Genomic DNA, 22,726 nt, shown 5'->3' on the forward strand with positions numbered 1-22,726 from the left:
AGACCATTCACGCGAAAGACGTGGGACCCCGAGAGCTAGTCCCGGGGTCCCACGTTGTTTTTCGCAGGCGTAGACGGTGTCCGGCTACGGAATCGTCAGCACCTGACCGGGTTCGATCGCGTCGGGGTTCGGAATGCCGCTGGCCTCGGCGATCTCCTGGTAGCGGTTGCCGTCGCCGTAGAAGCGCTCGGCGATCGCCCACAGGGTGTCGCCCGGTTCCACCGTGTAGGTCTGCGCCGCGGGCTGCGGGGGCGCCTGCTCGGCGGCCTGCGCCTCGGCGGGCTGTTCCTGCTCCGGTGCGGGCAGCGGGTTGTCGGTCTTGGTTTCCGACGCCCACAGCGCGCTGCCGTCGGTGCCGTACAGCACCACGTTGCGGTCGGCCTGCACGACGAGGCGGTCCGCGTCCGCGCCGTTGGTCTCGGTCGACCAGGCGGCGCCCTCGCCCTTGTAGAGCACGAAGTTGCCGTCGTGCTGGAACGTCGCCCGCTCCACACCCTGATCATGAGTCTGTGTGGCCCAGACGGCGTTTCCATCCGGCTCCGACAGGACGAGGTTGCCGTCGGATTGCAGAGTGAGGGTGTACGCACCGCCACTCAGGGATTGGCCGAGTGCAAGTTCTTCGCCTACGCGCAGCGTGTCGCCCACGTTTTTCCTTTCGAAGATCAACTGTGCGGAGCATTCGACATCGATGCGGGGCGTATGCCACTTGCCCACATCGGAGCCGAATCTACAGTCGAGTCCACGTCGGTGAAGGCAGTAACGCGCGGGGTTCCAGGAATGTTCACCGGCGCGTCGATCGCTATGGTGGTCGCCATGAATCGCCGCCGCACCAGCCTCGTCATCGCCGCCCTGCTGCTCGGCCTCACCGTCGCGGGGTGCGGTAGCTCGAACGACGATGGCGCGCAACAGAACACCACCTCCGGCGCAACCACTTCCGCGCCGCCCACGCCGAGCGAGGTCGCGCAGCCGCAGGGCCAGCCGTTCACGGCCGATCCGACGATCGTCGGCGCGCACCCGATCCCGTTCACCTCGTGGGCCCGCGTCGCCGACGACAAGATCGCCGTCAACTTCCAGACCGGCGCGCCGGAATGCTACGGCGTGGACGCGGTGACCACCGAGACCGACAAGACGGTCACGGTGGAGTTGCGCGGCGGCACCCGCGCCGACGCCGTCGGCCGGATGTGCGTGATGATCGCGGTGTTCGGCACCATGGAGATCCCGCTGAAGGCGCCGCTGGGCGACCGGACGGTGCTCAGCGCAGCCTGACCACTCAGCGCCGCCTGACCACACAGCGCCGCCCGACCACACAGCGCCGCCTGACCACACAGCGCGGCCCGGCCACGCAGCGCCGCCTGACGCGGGCGTCGGCTCGACCCGACGCTTGCCCGGCGGTCCGGCCGGACGGTCCGCGCCCGGCCGGACCACCACCCCTCGGCGTAACCGCTCAGCGCGTGGCGAAGGTGTACTTCATGGCTTGATCCAGCGTGCTGTGCGTGAACTCGAAACCATTGCCCACCAGCGCCTTCGGCACCATCTTGTGCCCGTGCAGCATCTCCGCGCCGCCCTCGCCGCCGATCAGCTTGAGCACGGCGCCGGGCAGCGTCAGCACGGCGCGCCGGTTCATCGCCGCGGCGAAGGCGGTGGTGAACTCGGCGTTGGTGACCGTCTCCGGGGCGGACAGGTTCACCGGGCCGGAGACCGAGAAGGTCAGCAGCCAGTTCACCGCCTCGAGCCAGTCGTGCAGCGTGATCCACGGCAGGTACTGGCGGCCGGTGCCGAACTTGCCGCCGAGCCCGAGCCGGAACAGCGGGCGAAGCCGCTCGACGAGCATCGAGTCGGCGGAGAGCACGTTCGCGGTGCGCAGCAGCACCACCCGGACACCGGCGGTGGCGGCGGCCTCGGTGGCCGCTTCCCAATCCCGGCACATGGTGCCGAGGAAATCCGTTCCGTGCGGTGCGAATTCGTCGACGTCCTGATCGCCGCTGTCGCCGTACCAACCGGCGGCCGACGCGTTGAGCAGGACGGGGACGCCGGTCTCGGCCACCGCGCGGGACAGCACCCTGGACGGCACGATGCGGCTGTCGCGCATCTCCTCCTTGTACGCGGGCGACCAGCGCTTGCCGGCCACGGTCGCGCCGCACAGGTTGATCACCGCGCCCGCACCCGCCACGATGCCGCTGTCGAAGATGGAACCGTAAGGGTCCCAGCTGATCTCGTCCGGACGCACGGCTTCTCGACGCACCAGGCGGACCACATCGTGGCCGTCGTCGTTCAGCTTGGAGACCAGATACTTGCCGAGGAACCCCGATGCCCCGGCGACCACGATACGCATGCGTACATTCTGCACCATGGAAATACTGTTCCGGGGATTCCATACCGGATAATGAGATCCAGACGTCCAGTTCGGTTACCGAAAAGCCTTGCGGCGCTGCGGCATCGATTGATCAGGGGTGCCGGTGAACACGAAGAACGCGGAGAGCGGACCCCTTTCGGGATCGCTCTCCGCGTTCGCTCGGATCAGTGCGCGAAGTGGCGAGACCCGGTGAGGTAGAGCGTCACACCGGCCTCGCGGGCCAGGTCGATGGTCTCCTGATCGCGGACCGAACCACCGGGCTGCACGATGGCGCGGATACCGGCCTGGATCAGTTGCTGCGGTCCGTCCGGGAACGGGAAGAACGCGTCGGAGGCGGCCACCGAGCCCTTGGCCCGGTCCCCCGCGCGCTGCACCGCGAGCTGCACCGCGTCCACCCGGTTGACCTGCCCCATGCCGACGCCGACCGACGCGCCGTCGTGGGCGAGCAGGATGGCGTTGGACTTCACCGCGCGGCATGCGCGCCAAGCGAATTCGAGATCGGCGAGGGTCTGCTCGTCCGCGGGCTCGCCGGTGGCGAGGGTCCAGTTGGCCGAGTCGTCGCCCTCGGCGTCGAGGATGTCGCGCTGCTGTAGCAGCGCGCCGCCGCTGATCGGACGCAGTTCCGCGCCCGCCCGCTGCGGCGGCTCGGCGACCAGGATGCGCACGTTCTTCTTGCGCTGCAACACCTCTACCGCGCCGTCCGCGTAGGACGGCGCCACGATGACCTCGGTGAAGATATCGGCGACCTGCTCGGCCATCTCCACGGTGACCTCGCGGTTGGCCGCGATCACGCCGCCGAAGGCGCTCACCGGATCGCAGGCGTGCGCCTTGCGGTGCGACTCGGCGATGTCGGCGCCGATCGCGATGCCGCACGGGTTGGCGTGCTTGATGATCGCCACCGCGGGCGCCTCGTGGTCGTAGGCGGCGCGCCATGCGGCGTCGGCATCGGTGTAGTTGTTGTACGACATCTCCTTGCCGTGCAACTGCTCCGCCTGCGCCAGCCCGACCGAACCGCCGTTGTCGGTGTACAGCGCCGCCGCCTGGTGCGGATTCTCGCCGTAGCGCAGCACCGCGGCGCGCTCCCAGCTGCCGCCGATCCACTCGGGGAACGGCGTGCTGGCGGGCTCCTCGGCCACGCCGGGGGCCAGCACGCTGGTCATCCAGCTCGCCACCGCGACGTCGTAGCTCGCGGTGTGCTGGAAGGCCTTGGCCGCCAACGCCGTCCGCTGCGCGAGGGTGAAGCCGCCCGACTTCACCGCGGCGAGCACGTCGTCGTAGTCGCCGCTGTCCACGACCACGGCGACCGACGGGTGGTTCTTCGCCGCCGCGCGCACCATGGACGGGCCGCCGATATCGATCTGCTCGACGCACTCGTCCGGGCTCGCGCCGCTCGCGACGGTCTGGGTGAACGGGTAGAGGTTCACCACCACGAGCTGGAACGCCTCGACGCCCAGCTCGACCAGCTGATCGACGTGCTCCTGCTTGCGCGTGTCGGCGAGGATGCCCGCGTGCACCCTCGGGTGCAGGGTCTTGACCCGGCCGTCCAGCGTCTCCGGGAACCCGGTCAGCTCCTCGACCTTGGTCACCGGGATGCCCGCGTCGGCGATCTTGGCGGCCGTCGAACCGGTGGAGACCAGCTCGATGCCCGCCGCGTGCAGACCGGTCGCGAGCTCGATGAGCCCCGTCTTGTCGTAGACGCTCACCAGCGCCCTGTTGATCGCCTTGCGATCGGCCGGAACCACGGTCGCTTCGCTACGCTCACTCACTGGCGCACCCGCTCATCTGGAATTACTGCCTTTCGTCCGTCGGAGACAATGCCTCGCGTCGCGACGGCGGCGACAACCTCCGCCAGCAACCGTCGCTCGACAACCTTGATCCGCTCGTGCAGGGAGTCCTCGTCGTCGTCGGGCAGCACCGGCACCGCCTCCTGCGCGAGGATCGGTCCGGTGTCGACGCCCGAGTCGACCAAGTGCACCGTCGAGCCGGTGACCCGCACCCCGTACGCGAGCGCGTCGCGCACGCCGTGCGCACCGGGAAACGACGGCAGCAGCGCGGGATGGGTGTTGATGATCCGCCCGCCGAAGCGGTTCATGAACGCGGGACCGAGGATCTTCATGAACCCGGCCGAGACCACCAGGTCCGGCTCGTGGGCGGCCACCGCCTCGGTCAGCGCGGCATCCCATGCCATGCGGTCGGGAAAGTCTCTCAGCGCCACCCGGAAATGCGGGACGCCCGCGGCGTCGGCGTGTTCGGTGGCGGCGCAGACACGGTCGACGCCGACCGCGACGATCTTCGCGGGATAGTCGGCGGCGCTCGCCGCGTCGAGGAGCGCGCGCAGCAGCGACCCGGTGCCCGAGGCGAGCACGACTACGGTGGCGGGCGCCGCGGCGGGCACCCACTCGGCATGCGGAGACGTCAGCGCTCTACTCCTGCGTGTCGGTCGGAACGGCGGCCGGATCGGGGCGCCGCCGGAGTAAAGCCTAGTCGGTGGCCTGTTCGTGACTTTCGACCGGTGGCGAGCGCGGCCGAACGCGCGGATGCTAGTGCGTGCCTTCGCCTCCGTCAGGGCTGGCCCGCCGCGACCTTTCGACCGAAGGTGACCACGACCAGGTACCAGCCGGTGAAGGTGACATTCAGTCCACTACGACCATCCCGACCGAAGATGACCTCCAGCTGGCGTCGGCCGGTGAGGGTGACATTCAGTCGGGACGGTCGGGCGAGTGCGACGAACCGGGGCCGGTGGGGCTGGTGGTGTTGGTAGAGCTGGCCTCGAAATCGGCGCGGCCGTGCGGCGGTCGTCGACGGGGTCTGCCGCTAGCGCCGGGCGTCGGGGTGGGGGTCGAGGTCGGCGTCGGGCTCGATGACCTCGGCGTCGACGATGTCCGGCGCGGCTTGGCGTGGGGCGGTGGTGGGAGTGGGCGGCTCATCGATGAGTTCGCCGTCGAGGGCTTCGTCGGGCTCGTCCTCGTAGAGCGAGTCGTCCTCGTCGTGCGGGTCGTCGTCGTAGTACCGGTCGTCGTAGTACTCGTCGTCGCGGTAGTCGTCGTCCGCGTAGCGGTAGCCGTCGGATTCGTAGTCGTCCGAGTCGTCGTAGTAGTAGTCCGCGTCGGTGTCGTAGTAGTCCGCGTCGTAATCGTCGTCGTAGTCGTAGCCCGGCAGCACCGCGCCGACCGGAGCGATGAAGTACCTGGCGCAGACCAGGCCGACGTAGCCCGCCCCGGCCAGCCATAGGAAGCTCACCAGGGCGAAGATCGGCAGCTCCAGCCCGACCCGCCCGAAGGAGCCGAGTTCTCCGCCCGCCAGCGCACCGAGCAGCACGAGCGACAAGGTCGCCACACCGGCGGAGGTCAGGGTCGCCCACGGCGCGGTGCGGCGGTCGCCGGATGTGCGTGCGGCGTCCACGCCGCCGAGCGCGCCGACCGCCGCGGGGATCACCAGCAACACCGCCCACCAGGCCGCCGCCGGTCCGGTCGGCACCGCCGCGATCACCGGCACCGCCGGAACCGGTCCGCCGACCACGCCGAACAGGCCGATCGAGGCCGCACCGAAATTCGCGCCCGCGCCCATCAGGACGCCGAGCGCGCCGAGCACGACATTCGGCAGGTAGGCCAGCGACAGCAGCGTCAGACCGATGAAGCCCCAAGCATTTCCGGCGGAGCGGTAGGTATCGCCGACGGCGCCCCAGTGCGCGAGAAACGACACCAGGGTGACCGCCGCGGCGCAGCCGAGCAGGCGAAGCACCGTGCGGCCCGCGCCGTAGACGCCCGCGATCGCCCATTCGGGTGCGCGCACCAGGTCGAAGATCCGGCGTCGCATCCGCAGCGCGATACCGGCGCAGGCAGCGAGTAGGTGCAGGAAGAGGACCCAGCCGAAGGAGGCGAGGCTGTTCGGCGGTTGCAGCGCGACCACGGCGGAGGCGTCCTCCGCGACGGCCAGGCAGACCGCGGTGAGCAGCAGCGGTCCGCCGAGCGCGGCCCCCACCACCCAGCCGAGCTCGGTGCGCGAACTGTTCGGCGCCACCGCGTGGTAGCACTCCCGCCCTGCCGCGCCGAGCAGCAGCGCGGTCGGCAACAGCGGAAGAAGACCCAGCGTAGTTTTCCCGATCACCAACGGAACCTGGTGCACCGCAAGCCAGCTCGCGGCGATGGCGCCGGAGGCGCCCGCCAGTCCGCTGTCCGCGGCGAGCAATGTGACCAGCGCGAGCACCACGATCGCGCTGAGCGCGAAGGTGGCCGGGCGGGCCGCGACGAGCAGCAGGACCCTGGCGCGTTCCGGGGTGAGGGACAGGAACCCGGATTCGTCGGCTTCGGACGGATGACCGCTACTCATCGGCGATTCCGATGTGTCGGGTTCCCCACCGGTCCAGCGGACGAGAGAGTTCCGTGACGAGTTCATGGCACTTCAGCGTGACACCTTTCCCGAGGTGAGCGGGTCAGGCGCGCCGCGAGCACCCACCCGGTCCGGGTAGGTGCTCGCGGTACCTGCGTCTCTTACTTGTTGTCGTCGGACGGGCGGAACGCCTGGGTGGCGTCGCTCGCCGGGTCGGACGGCTTCTCGCCGCCGAACGGCTGGCCCTGCTGGGCCTGACCGTAACCGGGCGCACCGTACTGCTGCTGACCGGACTGCGCGCCGCCGAAGTGCTGCGTGGCGCTCTCGTCCGGACGCGGCTGCTGCTGCGGCTGCGCGGGCGCGGCGCCGTACGGCGAACCCTGCTGCGGCGCACCGTAACCCGGCTGCTGACCGTAGGACTGCTGGCCGTAGGTCTGGCCCGGCTGCTGCTGACCGTAAGTCGGCTGGCTCGGCTGGCTCTGGCCGTACGGCTGCTGCTGCGACTGGTACTGCTGGCCGGTGCCGTAGCCCGCCTGGCCATAGGTCTGGCCCGGCTGCTGACCGTAGACCGGCTGGCTCGGCTGGCTCTGCTGGCCGTACTGACCGGCCTGGCCGAACTGCTGCTGGCCGTAGCCGCCCTGAGCCTGACCGCCGAAACCGGCCTGCGCGCCCTGCGCGGACGCGGGCTTGGGGGCGGGCGCCTTGATGATGCCCGCCTCGAACAGCACCGCGGCGACCGCGACGCCGGTCTGCACCAGCGCGAGGAAGATCAGCACCCACGCGCCGAACTCCGCGGTGAGCTGGTCCGGTAGCGCGATGGTCTGGAACAGCAGGAGGAGGAAGCCCGCGGCCGAAGCGGCGGCGGCCGCGCCCTTCCAATTCTGCTTGGGCAGCAACGAGAATCCGGCGAGAAGACCGCCGAGCAGCAGCAGCCCGAGCGCGCCGGGCGCGCCGAACAGCGTGAAACCGCTGTAGCTGTCGCCGGTGATGGTGGCGCCGGAGCGCTCGATCTCCTCCACCGCGAACGGCAGGAATCCGAGCAGGAAGTTGATCACGCCGAGCGCTGCGACACCGACCACCAGGAAGAACGGCAGCCCCTTGGCATCGGAACCGGAAGCGCTCGCACCTGTGCCTGCACCACCAGCGGTCTGGCTCGGGCTGGATGGTGCGGAGGGCGTCGCGGGTGTGTTGTACCCGGAGCCCCCGGTCGGGTATGACATGTCGTCGTCTCCTACGTCGAGTCGTTGTTCGGCTGGATCTCTCTTGACGCTACTGCACTCGCCCCTTCGGGTCATCCTCGAACAACTGGTCAGACGACCCGGCGGACGGACGACGAGGGCCACCTTTCCAGCGGAAAGGCGGCCCTCGTAACGATTTCGTTCGAACCGAATCAGGCGCTGATGCTTGCCTTCTCCAGGATCTCGCGAGCGAGCGCGGCGGTCTCCGACGGCGTCTTGCCGACCTTGACGCCCGCGGCCTCCAGCGCGTCCTTCTTCGCCTGGGCAGTGCCCGCCGAGCCGGAGACGATCGCGCCCGCGTGGCCCATGGTCTTGCCCTCGGGGGCGGTGAAGCCCGCGACGTAGCCGACCACCGGCTTGGTGACGTTGGCCTTGATGTAGGCCGCGGCCCGCTCCTCGGCGTCGCCGCCGATCTCGCCGATCATGACGATGAGCTTGGTCTCCGGGTCCTTCTCGAACGCCTCGATGGCGTCGATGTGGGTGGTGCCGATGACCGGGTCGCCGCCGATGCCGATAGCGGTCGAGAAGCCGAAATCGCGCAGCTCGTACATCATCTGGTAGGTCAGCGTGCCGGACTTCGAGACCAGGCCGACCGGGCCCTTGCCGGTGATGTTGGCCGGGGTGATGCCGACCAGCGACTCGCCGGGGGTGATGATGCCGGGGCAGTTCGGGCCGATGATCCGGGTCTTGTTGCCCTTCTCCACGTTGTAGGCCCACGCGTAGGCGGTGTCCTGCACCGGGATGCCCTCGGTGATGACCACCAGCAGCGGGATCTCCGCGTCGATGGCCTCGATGATGGCGTCCTTCGAGAACTTCGGCGGGACGAACGCGATGGACACGTCCGCGCCGGTCGCCTTGATCGCCTCTTCGACGGTGCCGAAGACCGGCAGCTCGATCGCGTTGCCGTCCTTGTCGGTGTGCGCGACGGTGGTGCCCGCCTTGCGCGCGTTGACACCGCCGACGACCTGGGTGCCCGCCTTGAGCATCAGCGCGGTGTGCTTGGTGCCCTCGCCGCCGGTGATGCCCTGGACGATGACCTTCGAGTCCTTGTTCAGGAAGATAGACATTTCCGGTTTCCTTACTTGGCCGCTGCCAGTTCGGCGGCCTTGTCGGCGCCTTCGTCCATTGTCTGCGCAAGCGTGATCAGCGGGTGCGCGGCGTCGACGAGGATCTTGCGGCCCTCGTCGACCTTGTTGCCGTCCAGACGCACGACCAGCGGCTTGTTCGCCTCGGAACCGAGGATCTCCAGCGCTTTGACGATGCCGTTCGCGACCGCGTCACAGGCGGTGATGCCGCCGAAGACGTTCACGAACACGCTCTTGACCTGCGCGTCGCCCAGGATGACGTCGAGCCCGGCCGCCATCACCTCGGCCGAGGCGCCGCCACCGATGTCGAGGAAGTTGGCGGGCTTGACGCCGCCGTGGTTCTCGCCCGCGTAGGCGACGACGTCCAGGGTCGACATGACCAGACCGGCGCCGTTGCCGATGATGCCGACCTCACCGTCGAGCTTGACGTAGTTGAGGTCGTTCTCCTTGGCCTTCAGCTCCAGCGGGTCGGTCGCGTCCTTGTCCGCGAACGCCTCGTGGCCGGGCTGACGGAACTCGGCGTTCTCGTCCAGGGTGACCTTGCCGTCCAGGGCGAGGATCTCGTCCTGAGGGGTGCGCACCAGCGGGTTGACCTCGACCAGGGTGGCGTCCTCCTTGATGAACACCTCCCACAGCTTCTGAATGGTCACCGCCGCGGCGTCCAGCACGTCGGCGGGCAGGTGGCCCTGCTCGGCGATCGAACGCGCGAACGCGAGGTCGACACCCTTGACGGCGTCGACGGGGACCTTGGCGAGGCGCTCGGGCTTGGTCGCGGCGACCTCTTCGATCTCCATGCCGCCCTCGACCGAGCACATCGCCAGGTAGGTCCGGTTGGAGCGGTCGAGCAGGAAGGAGATGTAGTACTCCTCCGCGATGTCCTTGGCCTCGGCGACCAGGATCTTCTTGGTGATGTGGCCCTTGATGTCCAGGCCGATGATGTTCTGCGCGTGCGTGAACGCGTCCTCCGGGGTGGCGGCGTACTTGACGCCACCCGCCTTACCGCGGCCACCGGCCTTGACCTGGGCCTTGATCATCACCGGCTTGCCGATTTCCTCCGCGATGGCGCGGGCGTCCTCGGCCGTGTCCGTGACGCGGCCCTCGGACGAAGGCACTCCGTGCTTAACGAAGAGCTCCTTCGCCTGATATTCGAAGAGATCCATGTACTCACCGTCTCGTCTGCGTTGTGATGACAACGTCTTTGTTGGCGGCCCGACGTCGGAAGCGGGTCGGGTCGGACTCTAACCAGTCACATGGAGGGCCAATCGGCCACGTTCATCCTAAGTGGCGCAGGTCACGGGCGGCGCCGCCGGTCGGAAAAACCGCTGGCCAAGGCTACTGGCGAGTAGTTTGTTGGGGGTTTGCCAGGTAGAGCCGCTCGAGCCGGGAGCGGACGGCGATCTACTACAAATCGTCGTCGGCGAACCTCACTCGAGTGCCCCGGAAATAGTGAGTTATTCCGCGCTGTTACGGTGATCAATCTCACATGTTTGGACAGATCGACCGCAACGCTTGCGGACCCCGCAATCGTTTCGTTACCGTAAATGCGGTCGAAGTCACAACTAGGTTACGACCCCGTTGTTCCAAGGATCCAGGAGGACGGCAAGCCTTGATGCAGCACAGCGCTCCGTGGGCGGTGAGTCGCTCCGCGGACCAGCCTTCGACGTCGACCTTCTGCCGATTTCTCGGCACCGTGACCATCTCCCGCTCCACGATGTGGCACCGCCGATGAACCACCGCTCCACCCTCGCTCCCGACAATCGCTCTCGCTCGGGACATCGTTATCGCGACGACGACGAATCCTTCGATCACGGTGATCACGGCCGACGCGCCTTCCCGTCGTCGAACAGCCGTTACGCAGGCGCCACGGGCGCCACCGCATACTCCAGTGCCGCAGGCGCGACCGGATACGCCGCCGCAGGCGCGGCCGACTACGCCGCCGAGGGCGCGCACCACGACGAGAACACGGGCGCGTGGTCCGCGAATACCGAATGGGCCGAGCAGAATTCGTGGTCCGACGGCGGCGCGTGGACCGCCGACAACTCTTGGTCGCCGGACGCGGACGAGGCGTGGACGCCACAGGCCGACAACGGATGGACCGCCGACAGCGCGTGGACCGCGCAGCCCGGAGCGGCTTGGACCGAACAGGGCGACAACTCCTGGGGCGCCGAGGCCGGCAACGGATGGTCCGAGGGCGGTGACGCCTGGACCGAAGCTTCCGAGAACGACTGGTCCGCCGAGCACTCCTGGTCTTCCGAGAACACCTGGTCTGCCGAAGAGGCTTGGGGCGACGGGGAGGAGCCGACCGCAGGCTCCGCGACGCCGACCGTCATCCCGGCCAGAGATCCCAGCAGACGTGGTGGCGCGCACCGGATGCCCGCGCCCCCCACCGCGCTCAAGGGCCGCGCCGCGGTCGTCGCCGTCGCGGCGGGCGCTGTCGTCGCCGCGGGACAGGCCGCGATGGCCTCGCCCGAGCAGCCCTCGCACACCATCGACTACGAGGCCGCGGGACAGATCCACGAGATCGCCGCCCAGTCGGTCAGCATGGCCGACCCGAACTCCTCGCCCGACTCGCCGCAGGTGCTGAACGTCTCCAGCCCGGCGAATCTCGGTCAGTTCAACGACATCCTGGAGAAGGGCCGCAAGTACGCGGAGGATCTCGCCGCCGCGGAGGCCGCGAAGCTGCGCCCGCTGTTCGCGCGCTTCGCCGCGGGCAACTTCACTTCCGGTTTCGGCGCCCGCTGGGGCGTCCAGCACCTCGGCATCGACGTCGCCGGCCCGATCGGCACCCCGATCTACGCGGTCGCCGACGGCACCGTCATCGAGGCGGGCCCGGCCGCGGGCTTCGGCATGTGGGTGCGGCTGCTGCACGACGACGGCACCGTCACCATCTACGGCCACATCGACACCGCCACGGTCTCCCAGGGCGAGCGCGTGTTGGCGGGCGATCAGATCGCCACCATGGGCAACCGCGGCTTCTCCACCGGCCCGCACGTCCACTTCGAGGTCTGGCTCAACGGCGTCGACAAGGTCGACCCGCTGCCCTGGCTGGCGACCCGCGGCATAGGCCTCGGCCCCCGGCGCGACTGACGAGTGAGCAACGGCACGCTTCCCGTGCCGTTGTCCACGTTCTAGCGTCGGGTCATGGCTCGTACATCGACGTACACCCAATTCCTGGCGCTCCCACCGGAACTCGTGTGGCGGGTGGTCGGTGATCCCGCACGCTGGCCCGAATGGAACCCGGCCGTCGCCTCGGTGCGGCTACACGGTCCCGTCGAAGTCGGGGCGACCGGCGACTATCTGCCGCGCGGACGCTTCGTCGGCGCGCTGCACGGTCGGACCGCGCCACCGTTCTCGATCACCGTGCTGCGCCCCGAACGCGAACTGACCATCGAGCAGCCGGAACCGGCGGGGCTGATGCGGCTGACCTGGCGGCTGGCTCCTGTCGACGGCGGTACGAACCTCACCCAGGAACTGTCTTTCTCCGGGCCCTCGGCGGCCGCGGCGCGGGCCGTTGTCCCCCGTCTGCTGGAGGCAGATCTCCGCGTCTGCTTCGCCCGGCTGGCCTGGCTGGCCGGTCTCACTCCCGAACCCGACGCGCTGACGGCGGTGATCGCGGGCGGCACCGGCGCACTCGGCAGACACCTCGCCGCCGACCTCACCTGCCGCGGCCAGCGGGTCACCATTCTGACCCGCCGCCGCGACCCCGGGCTGCCGTTCGACCAGGTCGAATGGGACGGCAAGTCGGTCGGCGAATGGGTTGCGGCACTTCGCAATCCGGGTCCCACCGCGATCGTCAACCTGGCGGGCAAGCTGGTGGACTGCCGCCCCACCGAACGCAACATCGCCGAATTGCGCAGCAGCCGAGTCGATCCCACCAGCGCATTGGTGGCGGCCGCCGCCACGTTGCCCGCGCCCGTCGACTACTGGGTACAGGCCAGCACCACCGCGATCTGGTCGGACGCGGGCGAAACCCGTTGCACCGAAACCACTCCGCTGCCCGTCGGCCTACCCCAGATGACCGGCGTGGCCGAACCGTGGGAGCGCGCGTTCGCCGGTGCGAACACCGCGCACCACACCATCCTCCGCACGTCCATCGTGCTCGACCCGGACGCCCCCGCGCTGCGGCGGCTCTGCCAGTTGACCAAGGCCGGGCTCGGAGGTCGAGTCGGATCGGGCGACCAGTGGTTCAGCTGGATTCACATCGAGGATTGGTTGGCCATCGTCCGCGCGGCACTCGGTCTGGACCCCACAGTCGCTCTCCCGGACGGAATTCTGGTGGCCGCCACCGATTTCCCGGTACGAAACCGAGAACTGATGCGCACACTCCGGCGACACCTCCACCGACCGCCCGCCCCGCCAACCCCCGAGGTGATGCTGAAACTCGGCGCGGTGCTGCTGCGCTCGGACGCGGCACTGGGATCGACGGGTCGACACGCTACCTCGGCCATATTGAAGCCAGCCGGCTTCCAATTCCGCTATCCACAGCTGGACGACGCCCTCGAATCTCTGCTACCGCACTGACCACCGACATTGCCAAAATCGACTGTAGCCAAATGGCGATAGCCCCCTGGACAAACGAAACACAACAGCCCCAAACGACCAATCAGAAACGCAACCACAGCCGGTCGACCACGCCGGAAGCCGAACCCACGCCCACCGACTGCGGGAGGTAAGCCGGGTACGGCACCCGACGCGCCCAGCATCGTTCGAGGAATACCTGGGTGGGCCAAACCATTTGGACCGGGCGACCCCGGGCATCACCCCTACGGCGCCGCGACGACCGCCAACCCCACCAACGCGACCACCTTCACAACCTCCAACGCGACATACCAGTAATGCGCATGCGACCGCGGCAACTCCTCCCCCGCGAGCACCCGATCGGACCTGCGAGTCAGCGGCGGCCGAACCACGAGAATCTGCACAGCCAGAACCCCGACCGCGATCCCCAACCACACCCACGTCCCCACACCGGGCCCGACCACCACCGCACTCAGCACCAGCAGCCCCGCGAACACCGCCTCCGCGATATTCAACGCGCGGAACACGATCCGCCCGATACCCAACCCCAACGCCAGGGTCACGCCCGGCGCACGGAACTTCAGCGGCGCTTCGAGGAACGAGATGGCCAGCACCATGCCGAGCCACAGCATGGGCAAGAACCACACCAGATGTTGCGCGAGGGTCTCCATGCGCCGGACGCTACCGGCTTCTAGCGGCCTCCGGCAGGGGCCAAAGGTACCTCCGCCGTCACTTCCCCATTACGCGCCACCACCGGCCGACAGCGTCCACCACGCAGGCGGCCCCGCCTCAGCCAGGCTCAGGCCACTGCCCAGGAGCACGGCGCTCGACGACGTTCGTACGCAGCGCGCCTACCGCCACGGCCTCCGACAGATCGAACGGACCTCTCCGCTCACTTCGGCCGCCAGCCAACCCAGCGCCTACCGACTACCGCTGCGGCCGCCCGCAGCGTCGAACCGACCTCTCCGGTCACTTTCGGCCGCCAGCCAACCCAGCACCCACCGCCAACCTCGCCGCCTCAGCCCAACCGGACGGCGCACCGCTCAGAGCTTCACCAACGTCCGGCTGTACTGCGGAATCAAGCGGATCTTGCCCGCCGTACCGAAGTCGATCGTCACCGTCGCCAGCGGGCCGAAACCTTCCGCGGCGATCACACGGCCCAGGCCGTACTTGTCGTCGCTGACCCGGTCCCCGACCGCCAGCACCAGATTGGTGTTGTTGCGGGTGGCTCCGCCCGGTGCCGGGCGACGCGGGCCGCGGTCGGGGCGCACGCCCGGTCGCTCGGACCAGCCGTCGCCTCGGGTCCAGTCGCGTTCCAGTCCGTCGTCGTCGCCGCGCCGCCGGATGCCGCGGCTGGCGGCGGAACCGGCCGGTTCCAGTCGACGCCAGTCCATCAGGTGGCCCGGGATCTCCTGGAGGAAGCGCGACTCCGGGTTGGACACCGGCTGTCCCCAGCCGGAGCGGACCACCGCGCGGGTCAGGTAGAGCCGTTGCCGGGCTCGGGTGATGCCCACGTACGCGAGGCGGCGCTCCTCGGCGAGTTCGGTGGGATCGCCCAACGCGCGCATGTGCGGGAACTGCCCGTCCTCCCAGCCGGTCACGAAGACCACCGGGAACTCCAGGCCCTTGGCCGTGTGCAGCGTCATCATCGTGACCACGCCGGACCCTTCGTCCGGGATCTGGTCGGTGTCGGCGACCAGCGAGACGCGCTCCAAGAACGCCGCGAGTGAGCCCGGATCCGGTTCGCCCTCGCCGAGATCGGGCACGATGCCCTCCTCGCGAGCCGCGACCGCGTTGTTGTACGCCTCGGAGCTGAACTCGCGCGCCACGCTGACCAACTCGTTCAGGTTGTCCAGCCGGGCGCCGTCCTGCGGGTCGTCGGAGGCCTCGAGCTCGGCGCGGTACCCGGTGCGATCGAGCACCGCCTCCACCACATTGCCCACGTCCGGGAAGTCCGCGTCGGCCTGGACACCGGCCGCCCTGATCTCCTCGAGCAGATCGAGGAACCCGGCGATCGCCCGCTGCGCACGGGTGTTGAGCAGCGCGACCTTGCCGTCGGCGGCATCGCGTAGCGCCGCGGCGAAACCGATGTCGCGCTGTTCGGCGTGCACCGCGACGCACGCCTCGGCGCGGTCGCCGATGCCGCGGCGCGGGGTGTTCAGGATGCGGCGCAAGCTCACCGCGTCGTTGGGGTTTTCCAGCACGCGCAGGTAGGCGACGATGTCGCGGACTTCCTTGCGCTCGTAGAAGCGGACGCCGCCGACCACCTTGTACGGCAGACCCATCCGGATGAAGATCTCTTCCAGCGCACGGGAGTTGTTGTTGGTGCGGTAGAACACCGCGACATCGCTGTAGTTGGCGTCGCCCTGGTCGACCAGCCGGTCGATTTCCCGTGCGACGAACGAGGCCTCGTCGTGCTCGTTGTCGGCCACGTAGCCGACGATCAGGTCGCCCTCGCCGGAATCGGTCCACAGTCGCTTGTCGCGCCTGTTCTCGTTGCGCGAGATGACCGCGTTCGCCGCCGACAGAATGTGCTGGGTGGAGCGGTAGTTCTGCTCCAGCAGAATGGTTTCCGCGTCGGGGAAATCGCGCTCGAATTCCTCGATGTTGCGAATGGTCGCGCCGCGGAAGGCGTAGATGGACTGATCGGCGTCGCCGACGACGCACAGTTCGCTCGGCGGCGCGGCGTCCTCGTTCGGCTCCCCCTCGCCCGTGTGGTGGCCGACCAGTTCGCGCACCAGCACGTATTGCGCGTGGTTGGTGTCCTGGTACTCGTCGACGAGCACGTGCCGGAAGCGGCGGCGGTAGTACTCCGCGACCTGCGGGTGGTTCTGCAACAGTGCGACCGTCTCGCCGATCAGGTCGTCGAAGTCGAGCGCGTTGGCCGCGCGCAGCCGCCGCTGGTATTCGGTGTAGACGCGGGCCACCAAACCGGGCAGTTCGGTGTCGTCGGATTCGGCGTCCGCGGTGGCCTGCTCCGGCCCGATCAACTCGTTCTTCAGATTCGAGATGGCGGTCGCCAGGAGGCGCGCGGAGTATTTCTTCGTATCGATGTCGAAGTCGCGGCTGATCATCGTCAGCAATCGCCGGGAATCATCGGCGTCGTAGATCGAGAAATTGGAATTCAAACCGGGCAGCAGCGCCGCCTGCATACGCAGGATCCGCACACAACTGGAGTGGAATGTGGAAACCCACATGTTGTTCGCGCGCGGCCCGACCAGGCCGATCACCCGCTCCCGCATCTCCGCGGCAGCCTTGTTGGTGAAGGTGATCGCCAGGATCTGGCCCGGCGTCACGCCGCGGGCGGCGAGTAGATAGGCGATGCGGCGGGTCAGCACGGCCGTCTTGCCCGAGCCCGCGCCCGCGACGATGAGCAGCGGCGAACCGGTGTGCACCACGGCGGCCCGCTGCTGTGGATTGAGCCCGTCGAGCAGTCGCTCGGCTTCCTCGGCGCGTTGCCGATCCCGCTCGGCGCGTCGCTCGGCCTGCTCGTCGGCGCGCCGCTGTGCTTGTTCGGCCAAGGAGGCCGGTGCCTGTTCGGCCAAGGAGGCCGGTGCTTGTTCGGCCAGAGAGACCGGCGCCTGTTCCGCCGAAGTAAGCGGCGCCTGCCCCGCCGAGGCGGGTAGCTCCGCCGATGACCGCGGCGACTCCCCCGCACCGGGCGCGCCGGAGAGCCCCGCAGCCCGGCCCGCGTGGGCCTGCGGCTGCGGAGCGGGGTTCACGTCCTGATGCCGGTTCCGACCGGCCTGCGTCTGAGGAGCCACCGTGATATCCATTGCCCATCCACGCTACCGGCGGCCACCGACACAGGCGAAGCCCCCGGGTGCGCTCCCGGCTCCGCGGCGATCACCGGCTAACATTCAGTGAACACATCGCGGCGCGCGACCCTGCAAATCTGTGCGACTCGTTCTCAGCAGATTCACAAAATCAGACGTTTTGCATCGGTTCGGCCGCGTGGCAGACTGGCCCCCATGGTCAGCCTTGCCGCGATGCACCCGATTCGGTTACCCGCCGGATATCGGTCTCGCGGAGCCTTGTAGCCGACCACACGCGTCTGGGGGGACTAATGAAGCCCCTCAGGTCTGTTTCACGGTGAAAGAACCGGACGGTAACGCGCCGCGCGCAGTAGCCGATCCACGTTCTGACACGAGGAGATGAATGATGAGCACTTCTGCCACGACCACCGGGTCCGACGCGGCGCTGCCGCAGTCAGAGGCGGAGATCGACAAGCTCCGCAAGGAGATCGACCAGCTCGATGCCGAGATCCTCGCCGCCATCAAGCGACGCAGTGAGATCTCCCGGCTGATCGGACGGACTCGGATGGCCTCCGGTGGCCCGCGACTGGTGCACAGTCGCGAGATGAAGGTGCTCGAGCGCTTCAGCGAACTCGGCCAGGAGGGGCACACCCTCGCCATGCTGCTGCTACGTCTGGGGCGCGGCCGCCTCGGCCACTGATCCCTCGCTTTCCGGCCGCGAAGTCACCGCTGCCACAGACCGCCCCGGGTGTCGAAACCTCGGGGCGGTCCTTGTGTTTCAGGCCGTGGTTATCAGGTCAGCGCGATGTACTTCGTCGACAGGTACTCCTCGATGCCCTCGGTACCGCCCTCGCGGCCGAAACCGGAGGCCTTCACGCCGCCGAACGGCGCGGCCGGATCCGAGATGACACCCCGGTTGACGCCGACCATGCCCGACTCCAAGCCCTCGGCCACCCGCAGCGCGCGATCCAGCGTCCTGGTGTAGACGTAGGCGACCAAGCCGAATTCGGTGTCGTTGGCGGCGGCGATGCCCTCTTCCTCGGTCTCGAAGCCGACGATCGGCGCGACCGGACCGAACACCTCTTCGCGCAGAATCCTGGCCTGCGGCGGCACGTCGCTGAGAATGGTGGCCGGGTAGAACCAGCCGGGTCCGCCGGGAGCCTTGCCGCCGAGGCGAACCCGCGCGCCCGCCGCGACCGCGTCGTCGACGAGCTCGCCGACGGTGGTGAGCTGGTCCTCGTTGATCAGCGGTCCGAGGGTCGTCTCGGGATCGGTGCCCGGCCCCATGGTGACCGAGTTCGTCATCGCCTCGGCGAATTTGGCGGTGAACTCCTCGAGTACGCCGTTCTGCACGTGGAACCGGTTGGCCGCGGTGCACGCCTCGCCGCCGTTGCGCAGCTTCGCCAGCATCGCGCCCTGCACCGCCGCATCGATGTCGGCGTCGTCGAACACCACGAACGGCGCGTTGCCGCCGAGTTCCATCGAGGTGCGCAGCAGTCCGTGCGCGGACTGTTCCACCAGCTTCTTGCCGACCTCGGTGGACCCCGTGAAGGTGAGCTTGCGCAGGCGCGGATCCTCCAGCAAGGGGCCGGTCACGGCGCTGGAACGGCTGGTCGTGATGACCGAGAGCACTCCGTCGGGCAGTCCGGCCTCGTGGCACAGCTTCGCGAGCAGCAGCATCGTCAGCGGCGTCTCCGAGGCGGGCTTGACGATCATGGCGCAGCCCGCGGCCAGCGCGGGACCGATCTTGCGGGTGCCCATGGCCAGCGGGAAGTTCCACGGCGTGATGGCGAGACAGGGGCCGACCGGCTGCTTGTGCACCATGATCCGGCCGGTGCCCGAGGGCGCGTGCAGGTAGCGCCCGTGCACCCGCACCGCCTCCTCGCTGAACCACCGGAAGAACTCGGCGCCGTAGCGCACCTCGTTGCGGCTCTCCGGCAGCGCCTTGCCCATCTCCAGGGTCATCAGCAGCGCGAATTCCTCGGCTCGCGCGGTGATCTGCTCGAAAACCGCGCGCAGGATCTCGCCGCGCTCCCTTGCCGGGGTCGCCGCCCATTCGGCCTGCACGGCGACCGCGGCGTCGAGCGCGCGCATCGCGTCGCCCGGGCTCGCGTCGGCGACTTGGATCAGCACCTCCCCGTTCGCGGGATTGTGCACCGGAAAGGTAGCGCCGCCCTCGGCGTCGACGGGCCCGCCGATCCACAGCTGCGTCGGTACGGATTGGAGTAGTTCGCGTTCGGACACCATGTCGCCAGCGTAGGCCGCGCACCGCTACCACGCCCGGCACCGACGCGACCCCGGATTGCCCGCCTCAGCCGTGCGTCGGCGCCGCGCGGTGAGTACGCTCGGCGGACGTGAGCAGCGACATCACCGCATCGGCGGCATGGCGGAAACTGCACGATCACTACGGCGCCGTGTCCGAGCGACACCTACGAGAGATCTTCGCGGACGACCCAGAGCGCGGTCGTGAGCTGACCGTCCAGGTGGGCGACCTGCACATCGACTACAGCAAGCACCGGGTCACCCGGGAAACCTTGCAGCTACTCGTCGAATTGGCACACGAGGCGGGGGTGGCCGAGCGGCGCGACGCCATGTTCGCGGGCGCGCACATCAACACCTCCGAGGACCGCGCGGTCGGCCACGTCGCCCTGCGGCTGCCCGCGGGCGAGTCGATGACCATCGACGGCGCCGACGCGGGCGCCGAGGTGCACGAAGTGCTGCGGCGGATGGGCGAATTCACCGACGCGCTGCGCTCGGGCGAGTGGCGCGGCGCCACCGGCGAGCGGATCAGCACCGTGGTGAACATCGGCATCGGCGGCTCGGACCTCGGTCCGGTGATGGTGCACCAGGCGCTGCGCCACTACGCCGACGCGGGAATCGGCGCCCGCTTCGTCTCCAACGTCGATCCCGCCGACCTGGTCGCCGAGCTCGTCGGCCTCGATCCGGCAACCACGCTTTTCATCGTTGCTTCCAAGACCTTTTCGACGCTCGAGACCCTGACCAACGCCACCGCCGCGCGCCGCTGGCTGGTGGCCGCGCTCGGTGAGGACGCGGTCGCCAAGCATTTCGTCGCGGTCTCCACCAATGCCGAGCGGGTGGCCGAATTCGGCATCGACACCGCCAACATGTTCGGTTTCTGGGATTGGGTCGGCGGCCGCTATTCCGTGGATTCGGCGATCGGCCTTTCGGTGATGGCCACCATCGGCAAGGAGCGATTCGCGGAATTCCTGGCCGGAATGCACACCGTCGACGTGCATTTCGCGAACGCGCCGCTGGAGGCGAACGCGCCGGTGCTGCTCGGCCTGATCGGCGTCTGGTACTCGAATTTCTTCGGCGCGGAATCCCGCGCGGTGCTGCCTTATTCGAACGATCTGGCCCGTTTCCCGGCCTATTTGCAGCAGCTCACCATGGAGTCGAACGGCAAATCGGTACGCGCCGACGGCACCCCGGTCACCACCTCCACCGGCGAGATCTTCTGGGGCGAGCCGGGCACCAACGGCCAGCACGCCTTCTATCAGCTGCTGCACCAGGGCACCCGCCTCATCCCCGCCGACTTCATCGGATTCGCCCGGCCCACCGACGATCTGGCGACTCGCGACGGCACCGGCAGCATGCACGACATCCTGATGAGCAACCTGTTCGCGCAGACCAAGGTGCTCGCGTTCGGCAAGACCGCCGAGGAGATCGCCGCCGAGGGCGCGGACCCGAAGGTGGTGCCGCACAAGGTGATGCCGGGCAACCGTCCGAGCACGAGCATTCTGGCGCCGCAGCTCACGCCTTCGGTGGTCGGCCAGCTCATCGCGCTCTACGAGCACCAGGTCTTCGTCGAGGGCAGCATCTGGGGCATCGACAGCTTCGACCAGTGGGGCGTCGAACTCGGCAAGCAGCAAGCCTTGGCCCTCGCCCCGCTGCTCACCGCAGCCGAAGAGCCCGCGCCGCAGGACGATTCGTCCACCGACGCGCTCATCCGCTGGTACCGCGCCAACCGCTGAGGGCGCTCAACGATCCCCGGTCGGATCTTCCGGCCGGGGATTTCGTGTGTCGTCGGCGCCGTGCTCCGGTTCGGCGACTTGGGCTCGGCGCGCGGCCACCTCCAGCCGGTGGGTGATTCCCGTGCTGACGATGGCCAGCAGGCTGCCGATCACGACGAGGTCGAAGACGATCTGCACCATCGTCGCGATCCGCGCCGCCTGGCCGGTCGCGTGGATGTCGCCGTATCCGACCGTACCCAGCGTGACGATGGTGTAGTAGAGCGCGTCGGTGCGGGTTTCGAGGCCCTCGAACTGGCCGGGGTAATGCACCGCGAGACGGTAGTAGTACAGCGCGAAGAACATGGCGACCACGCACAGCATCAACAGCATGCCGTCGACGCGGCCGCCGGTCGCCTGTGGTTCGCGCAGGTAGCGGTTGATTCGGCGCGCCGTCAGCCAAATGAGGCCCCCGACTCCGGCGAGGAAGGCCGTCAGTCCGGCCACCCTGCCCGGCCAACTGTCCGCGAAGTTCCACTCCATCGGGACGCCGTAGAAGAACAGGAGCGCGCACACCAGCGCGGCGACGTTGCGCAGCACGTGCCTGCTCCCCGAAACCCGCCGCGTGTTCGTCATGGGTCAATGATCGGCGCGCTCGGGTGGTCGGGGACTGACCCACGCCGGGCGATTCGCCGACATTGCCGCACGGACGCGCCGGGTTGGTTCGGTCGAGTCGCACGGCAGCAATCGACGCACCACCCATCGCGCCGAGGTAGACGGCCGGATGCGTCCGGCCGTAACGAGCGCGATCACCCGACGACGAAGTAGCGCCCGTCTCGCTCACGCAGCACGAGGTCGGCGCGGTCGCGGGTCGCGCTCACGAGGTCGGCATTGCGTAGATCGCTGTCCATCACCTTGATCCTGGCCGCCTCCGCCGACCTCCCGCCGAGCAGATGCCGTTTCAACAGGCGCTGCTCCAGCACGTCACGGTCGGCGTCGAGGTACCAGCACTCGTCGAGTTCCTTGCGCACCGCGGACCAGTCGCCGTCCAACAGCAGGTAGTTGCCCTCGGTGATGGCGACCCACTGGTTCACGAAGACCACACCCGCGGGCGTCGGCTCGTCCGAGGCTCGATCGAACGTCGGCCACGGCACCGGCGTCCCGTGCGGGGTGCCGCGCAGGCGGCGCAGGTTCTCGACGAAGCCCGCGACGTCGAATGTGTCGGGTTCGCCCTTGCGCGCCAGGTGTCCCGCCGCGCGGAGCCGCGCGTTGGACAGGTGGTAGCCGTCCATCGGCGCGATCTCGGCCGCCGGGCCGCCCACTTCGGTGACGAAGGTGTCGCGGAGCAGCACCGACAGCGTGGATTTGCCCGCGCCGGGCGGTCCGGCGATGCCGAGCAGGTACCGCCGCTCGGGATGTTCGGCCACTCGATCCAGCACCCGCCGCACCAGCCGATACAACGGAATCTCGATCACTACCG

General features: G+C 68.8%; 17 protein-coding genes and 1 pseudogene. 5 read left to right on the forward strand and 13 right to left on the reverse strand.

The genetic code is table 11. The features are described from left to right. Positions 1–84: 84 nt before the first annotated feature. On the reverse strand, positions 85–645 hold the full coding sequence (locus ABZV58_RS22665) for a LysM peptidoglycan-binding domain-containing protein (RefSeq protein ID WP_355002122.1): 561 nt from the start codon (positions 643–645) through the stop codon (positions 85–87). A gap of 168 nt (positions 646–813) precedes the next feature. Here ABZV58_RS22665 and ABZV58_RS22670 point away from each other — a divergent pair, with 168 nt between their 5' ends. Continuing rightward, positions 814–1,266, forward strand: a complete 453-nt coding sequence (locus tag ABZV58_RS22670; protein ID WP_355002123.1) for a hypothetical protein — start codon at positions 814–816, stop codon at positions 1,264–1,266. Positions 1,267–1,444: 178 nt separating this feature from the next. Here ABZV58_RS22670 and ABZV58_RS22675 read toward each other — a convergent pair whose 3' ends face one another. The 7 genes from ABZV58_RS22675 to sucC all read right to left on the reverse strand — a co-directional run bounded on the left by ABZV58_RS22675 (position 1,445) and on the right by sucC (position 10,165). Next, positions 1,445–2,332 (reverse strand): TIGR01777 family oxidoreductase, encoded by an 888-nt coding sequence (locus ABZV58_RS22675; RefSeq protein WP_355002124.1) that lies wholly within the window; start codon positions 2,330–2,332, stop codon positions 1,445–1,447. Between the two features lie 185 nt (positions 2,333–2,517). Further along, on the reverse strand, positions 2,518–4,095 hold the full coding sequence (gene purH / locus ABZV58_RS22680) for a bifunctional phosphoribosylaminoimidazolecarboxamide formyltransferase/IMP cyclohydrolase (RefSeq protein WP_355002226.1): 1,578 nt from the start codon (positions 4,093–4,095) through the stop codon (positions 2,518–2,520). A 20-nt stretch (positions 4,096–4,115) separates the two neighbouring features. Further along, positions 4,116–4,748: a phosphoribosylglycinamide formyltransferase gene (gene purN / locus ABZV58_RS22685; RefSeq protein WP_355002125.1), complete on the reverse strand. Its 633-nt coding sequence runs from the start codon at positions 4,746–4,748 to the stop codon at positions 4,116–4,118. A 419-nt stretch (positions 4,749–5,167) separates the two neighbouring features. Further along, positions 5,168–6,682, reverse strand: a complete 1,515-nt coding sequence (locus tag ABZV58_RS22690; RefSeq protein WP_355002126.1) for a DUF6350 family protein — start codon at positions 6,680–6,682, stop codon at positions 5,168–5,170. A 161-nt stretch (positions 6,683–6,843) separates the two neighbouring features. Next, positions 6,844–7,902, reverse strand: coding sequence for a DUF5336 domain-containing protein (locus ABZV58_RS22695; protein WP_355002127.1), 1,059 nt, complete (start codon positions 7,900–7,902; stop codon positions 6,844–6,846). Positions 7,903–8,072: 170 nt separating this feature from the next. Beyond that, complete coding sequence (gene sucD / locus ABZV58_RS22700) at positions 8,073–8,987, reverse strand: succinate--CoA ligase subunit alpha (RefSeq protein WP_355002128.1); 915 nt, start codon at positions 8,985–8,987, stop codon at positions 8,073–8,075. Positions 8,988–8,998: 11 nt separating this feature from the next. Next, entirely contained in the window at positions 8,999–10,165 is a 1,167-nt protein-coding gene (sucC, locus tag ABZV58_RS22705; protein WP_355002129.1) for an ADP-forming succinate--CoA ligase subunit beta, read from the reverse strand. A 1,183-nt stretch (positions 10,166–11,348) separates the two neighbouring features. Between sucC and ABZV58_RS22710 the strand changes: the two are divergent. Continuing rightward, positions 11,349–12,092, forward strand: a pseudogene (locus tag ABZV58_RS22710) (M23 family metallopeptidase); the annotation flags it as partial. Positions 12,093–12,146: 54 nt separating this feature from the next. Continuing rightward, positions 12,147–13,526, forward strand: a complete 1,380-nt coding sequence (locus ABZV58_RS22715; protein WP_355002130.1) for a DUF1731 domain-containing protein — start codon at positions 12,147–12,149, stop codon at positions 13,524–13,526. A 242-nt stretch (positions 13,527–13,768) separates the two neighbouring features. Here ABZV58_RS22715 and ABZV58_RS22720 read toward each other — a convergent pair whose 3' ends face one another. After that, entirely contained in the window at positions 13,769–14,194 is a 426-nt protein-coding gene (locus tag ABZV58_RS22720) for a hypothetical protein (protein WP_355002131.1), read from the reverse strand. Positions 14,195–14,566: 372 nt separating this feature from the next. Then, positions 14,567–17,299, reverse strand: a complete 2,733-nt coding sequence (pcrA, locus tag ABZV58_RS22725) for a DNA helicase PcrA (RefSeq protein WP_355002132.1) — start codon at positions 17,297–17,299, stop codon at positions 14,567–14,569. A 385-nt stretch (positions 17,300–17,684) separates the two neighbouring features. Here pcrA and ABZV58_RS22730 point away from each other — a divergent pair, with 385 nt between their 5' ends. Further along, positions 17,685–17,978 carry a chorismate mutase gene (locus tag ABZV58_RS22730; RefSeq protein ID WP_084482917.1) on the forward strand — a complete coding sequence of 98 codons (294 nt, stop codon included), beginning with the start codon at positions 17,685–17,687 and terminating at the stop codon, positions 17,976–17,978. 92 nt (positions 17,979–18,070) lie between these two features. Here the strand turns inward: ABZV58_RS22730 and ABZV58_RS22735 are convergent, their stop codons facing one another. Further along, entirely contained in the window at positions 18,071–19,525 is a 1,455-nt protein-coding gene (locus ABZV58_RS22735; protein WP_355002133.1) for an NAD-dependent succinate-semialdehyde dehydrogenase, read from the reverse strand. A 107-nt stretch (positions 19,526–19,632) separates the two neighbouring features. Between ABZV58_RS22735 and pgi the strand changes: the two genes are divergently transcribed. Then, a complete protein-coding gene (gene pgi, locus ABZV58_RS22740; protein WP_355002134.1) occupies positions 19,633–21,270 on the forward strand; it encodes a glucose-6-phosphate isomerase in 1,638 nt (545 codons plus the stop codon). Between the two features lie 6 nt (positions 21,271–21,276). Here pgi and ABZV58_RS22745 read toward each other — a convergent pair whose 3' ends face one another. Further along, complete coding sequence (locus tag ABZV58_RS22745; protein WP_355002135.1) at positions 21,277–21,882, reverse strand: potassium channel family protein; 606 nt, start codon at positions 21,880–21,882, stop codon at positions 21,277–21,279. A gap of 173 nt (positions 21,883–22,055) precedes the next feature. Next, on the reverse strand, positions 22,056–22,721 hold the full coding sequence (locus ABZV58_RS22750) for a nucleoside/nucleotide kinase family protein (RefSeq protein ID WP_355002136.1): 666 nt from the start codon (positions 22,719–22,721) through the stop codon (positions 22,056–22,058). Positions 22,722–22,726: the final 5 nt, after the last annotated feature.

Origin of the sequence: Nocardia sp. NPDC004654 (genome assembly GCF_040609595.1) — a bacterium.
GTDB lineage: Bacteria > Actinomycetota > Actinomycetes > Mycobacteriales > Mycobacteriaceae > Nocardia.

Coding starts and splice junctions, on each gene's coding strand:
- ABZV58_RS22670 (WP_355002123.1), top strand. CDS start 814: ATGAATCGCCGCCGCACCAGCCTCGTCATCGCCGCCCTGCTGCTCGGC.
- ABZV58_RS22675 (WP_355002124.1), bottom strand. CDS start 2,332: ATGCGTATCGTGGTCGCCGGGGCATCGGGGTTCCTCGGCAAGTATCTG.
- ABZV58_RS22690 (WP_355002126.1), bottom strand. CDS start 6,682: ATGAGTAGCGGTCATCCGTCCGAAGCCGACGAATCCGGGTTCCTGTCC.
- ABZV58_RS22695 (WP_355002127.1), bottom strand. CDS start 7,902: ATGTCATACCCGACCGGGGGCTCCGGGTACAACACACCCGCGACGCCC.
- sucD (WP_355002128.1), bottom strand. CDS start 8,987: ATGTCTATCTTCCTGAACAAGGACTCGAAGGTCATCGTCCAGGGCATC.
- sucC (WP_355002129.1), bottom strand. CDS start 10,165: ATGGATCTCTTCGAATATCAGGCGAAGGAGCTCTTCGTTAAGCACGGA.
- ABZV58_RS22715 (WP_355002130.1), top strand. CDS start 12,147: ATGGCTCGTACATCGACGTACACCCAATTCCTGGCGCTCCCACCGGAA.
- ABZV58_RS22720 (WP_355002131.1), bottom strand. CDS start 14,194: ATGGAGACCCTCGCGCAACATCTGGTGTGGTTCTTGCCCATGCTGTGG.
- pcrA (WP_355002132.1), bottom strand. CDS start 17,299: ATGGATATCACGGTGGCTCCTCAGACGCAGGCCGGTCGGAACCGGCAT.
- ABZV58_RS22730 (WP_084482917.1), top strand. CDS start 17,685: ATGAGCACTTCTGCCACGACCACCGGGTCCGACGCGGCGCTGCCGCAG.
- ABZV58_RS22735 (WP_355002133.1), bottom strand. CDS start 19,525: ATGGTGTCCGAACGCGAACTACTCCAATCCGTACCGACGCAGCTGTGG.
- ABZV58_RS22745 (WP_355002135.1), bottom strand. CDS start 21,882: ATGACGAACACGCGGCGGGTTTCGGGGAGCAGGCACGTGCTGCGCAAC.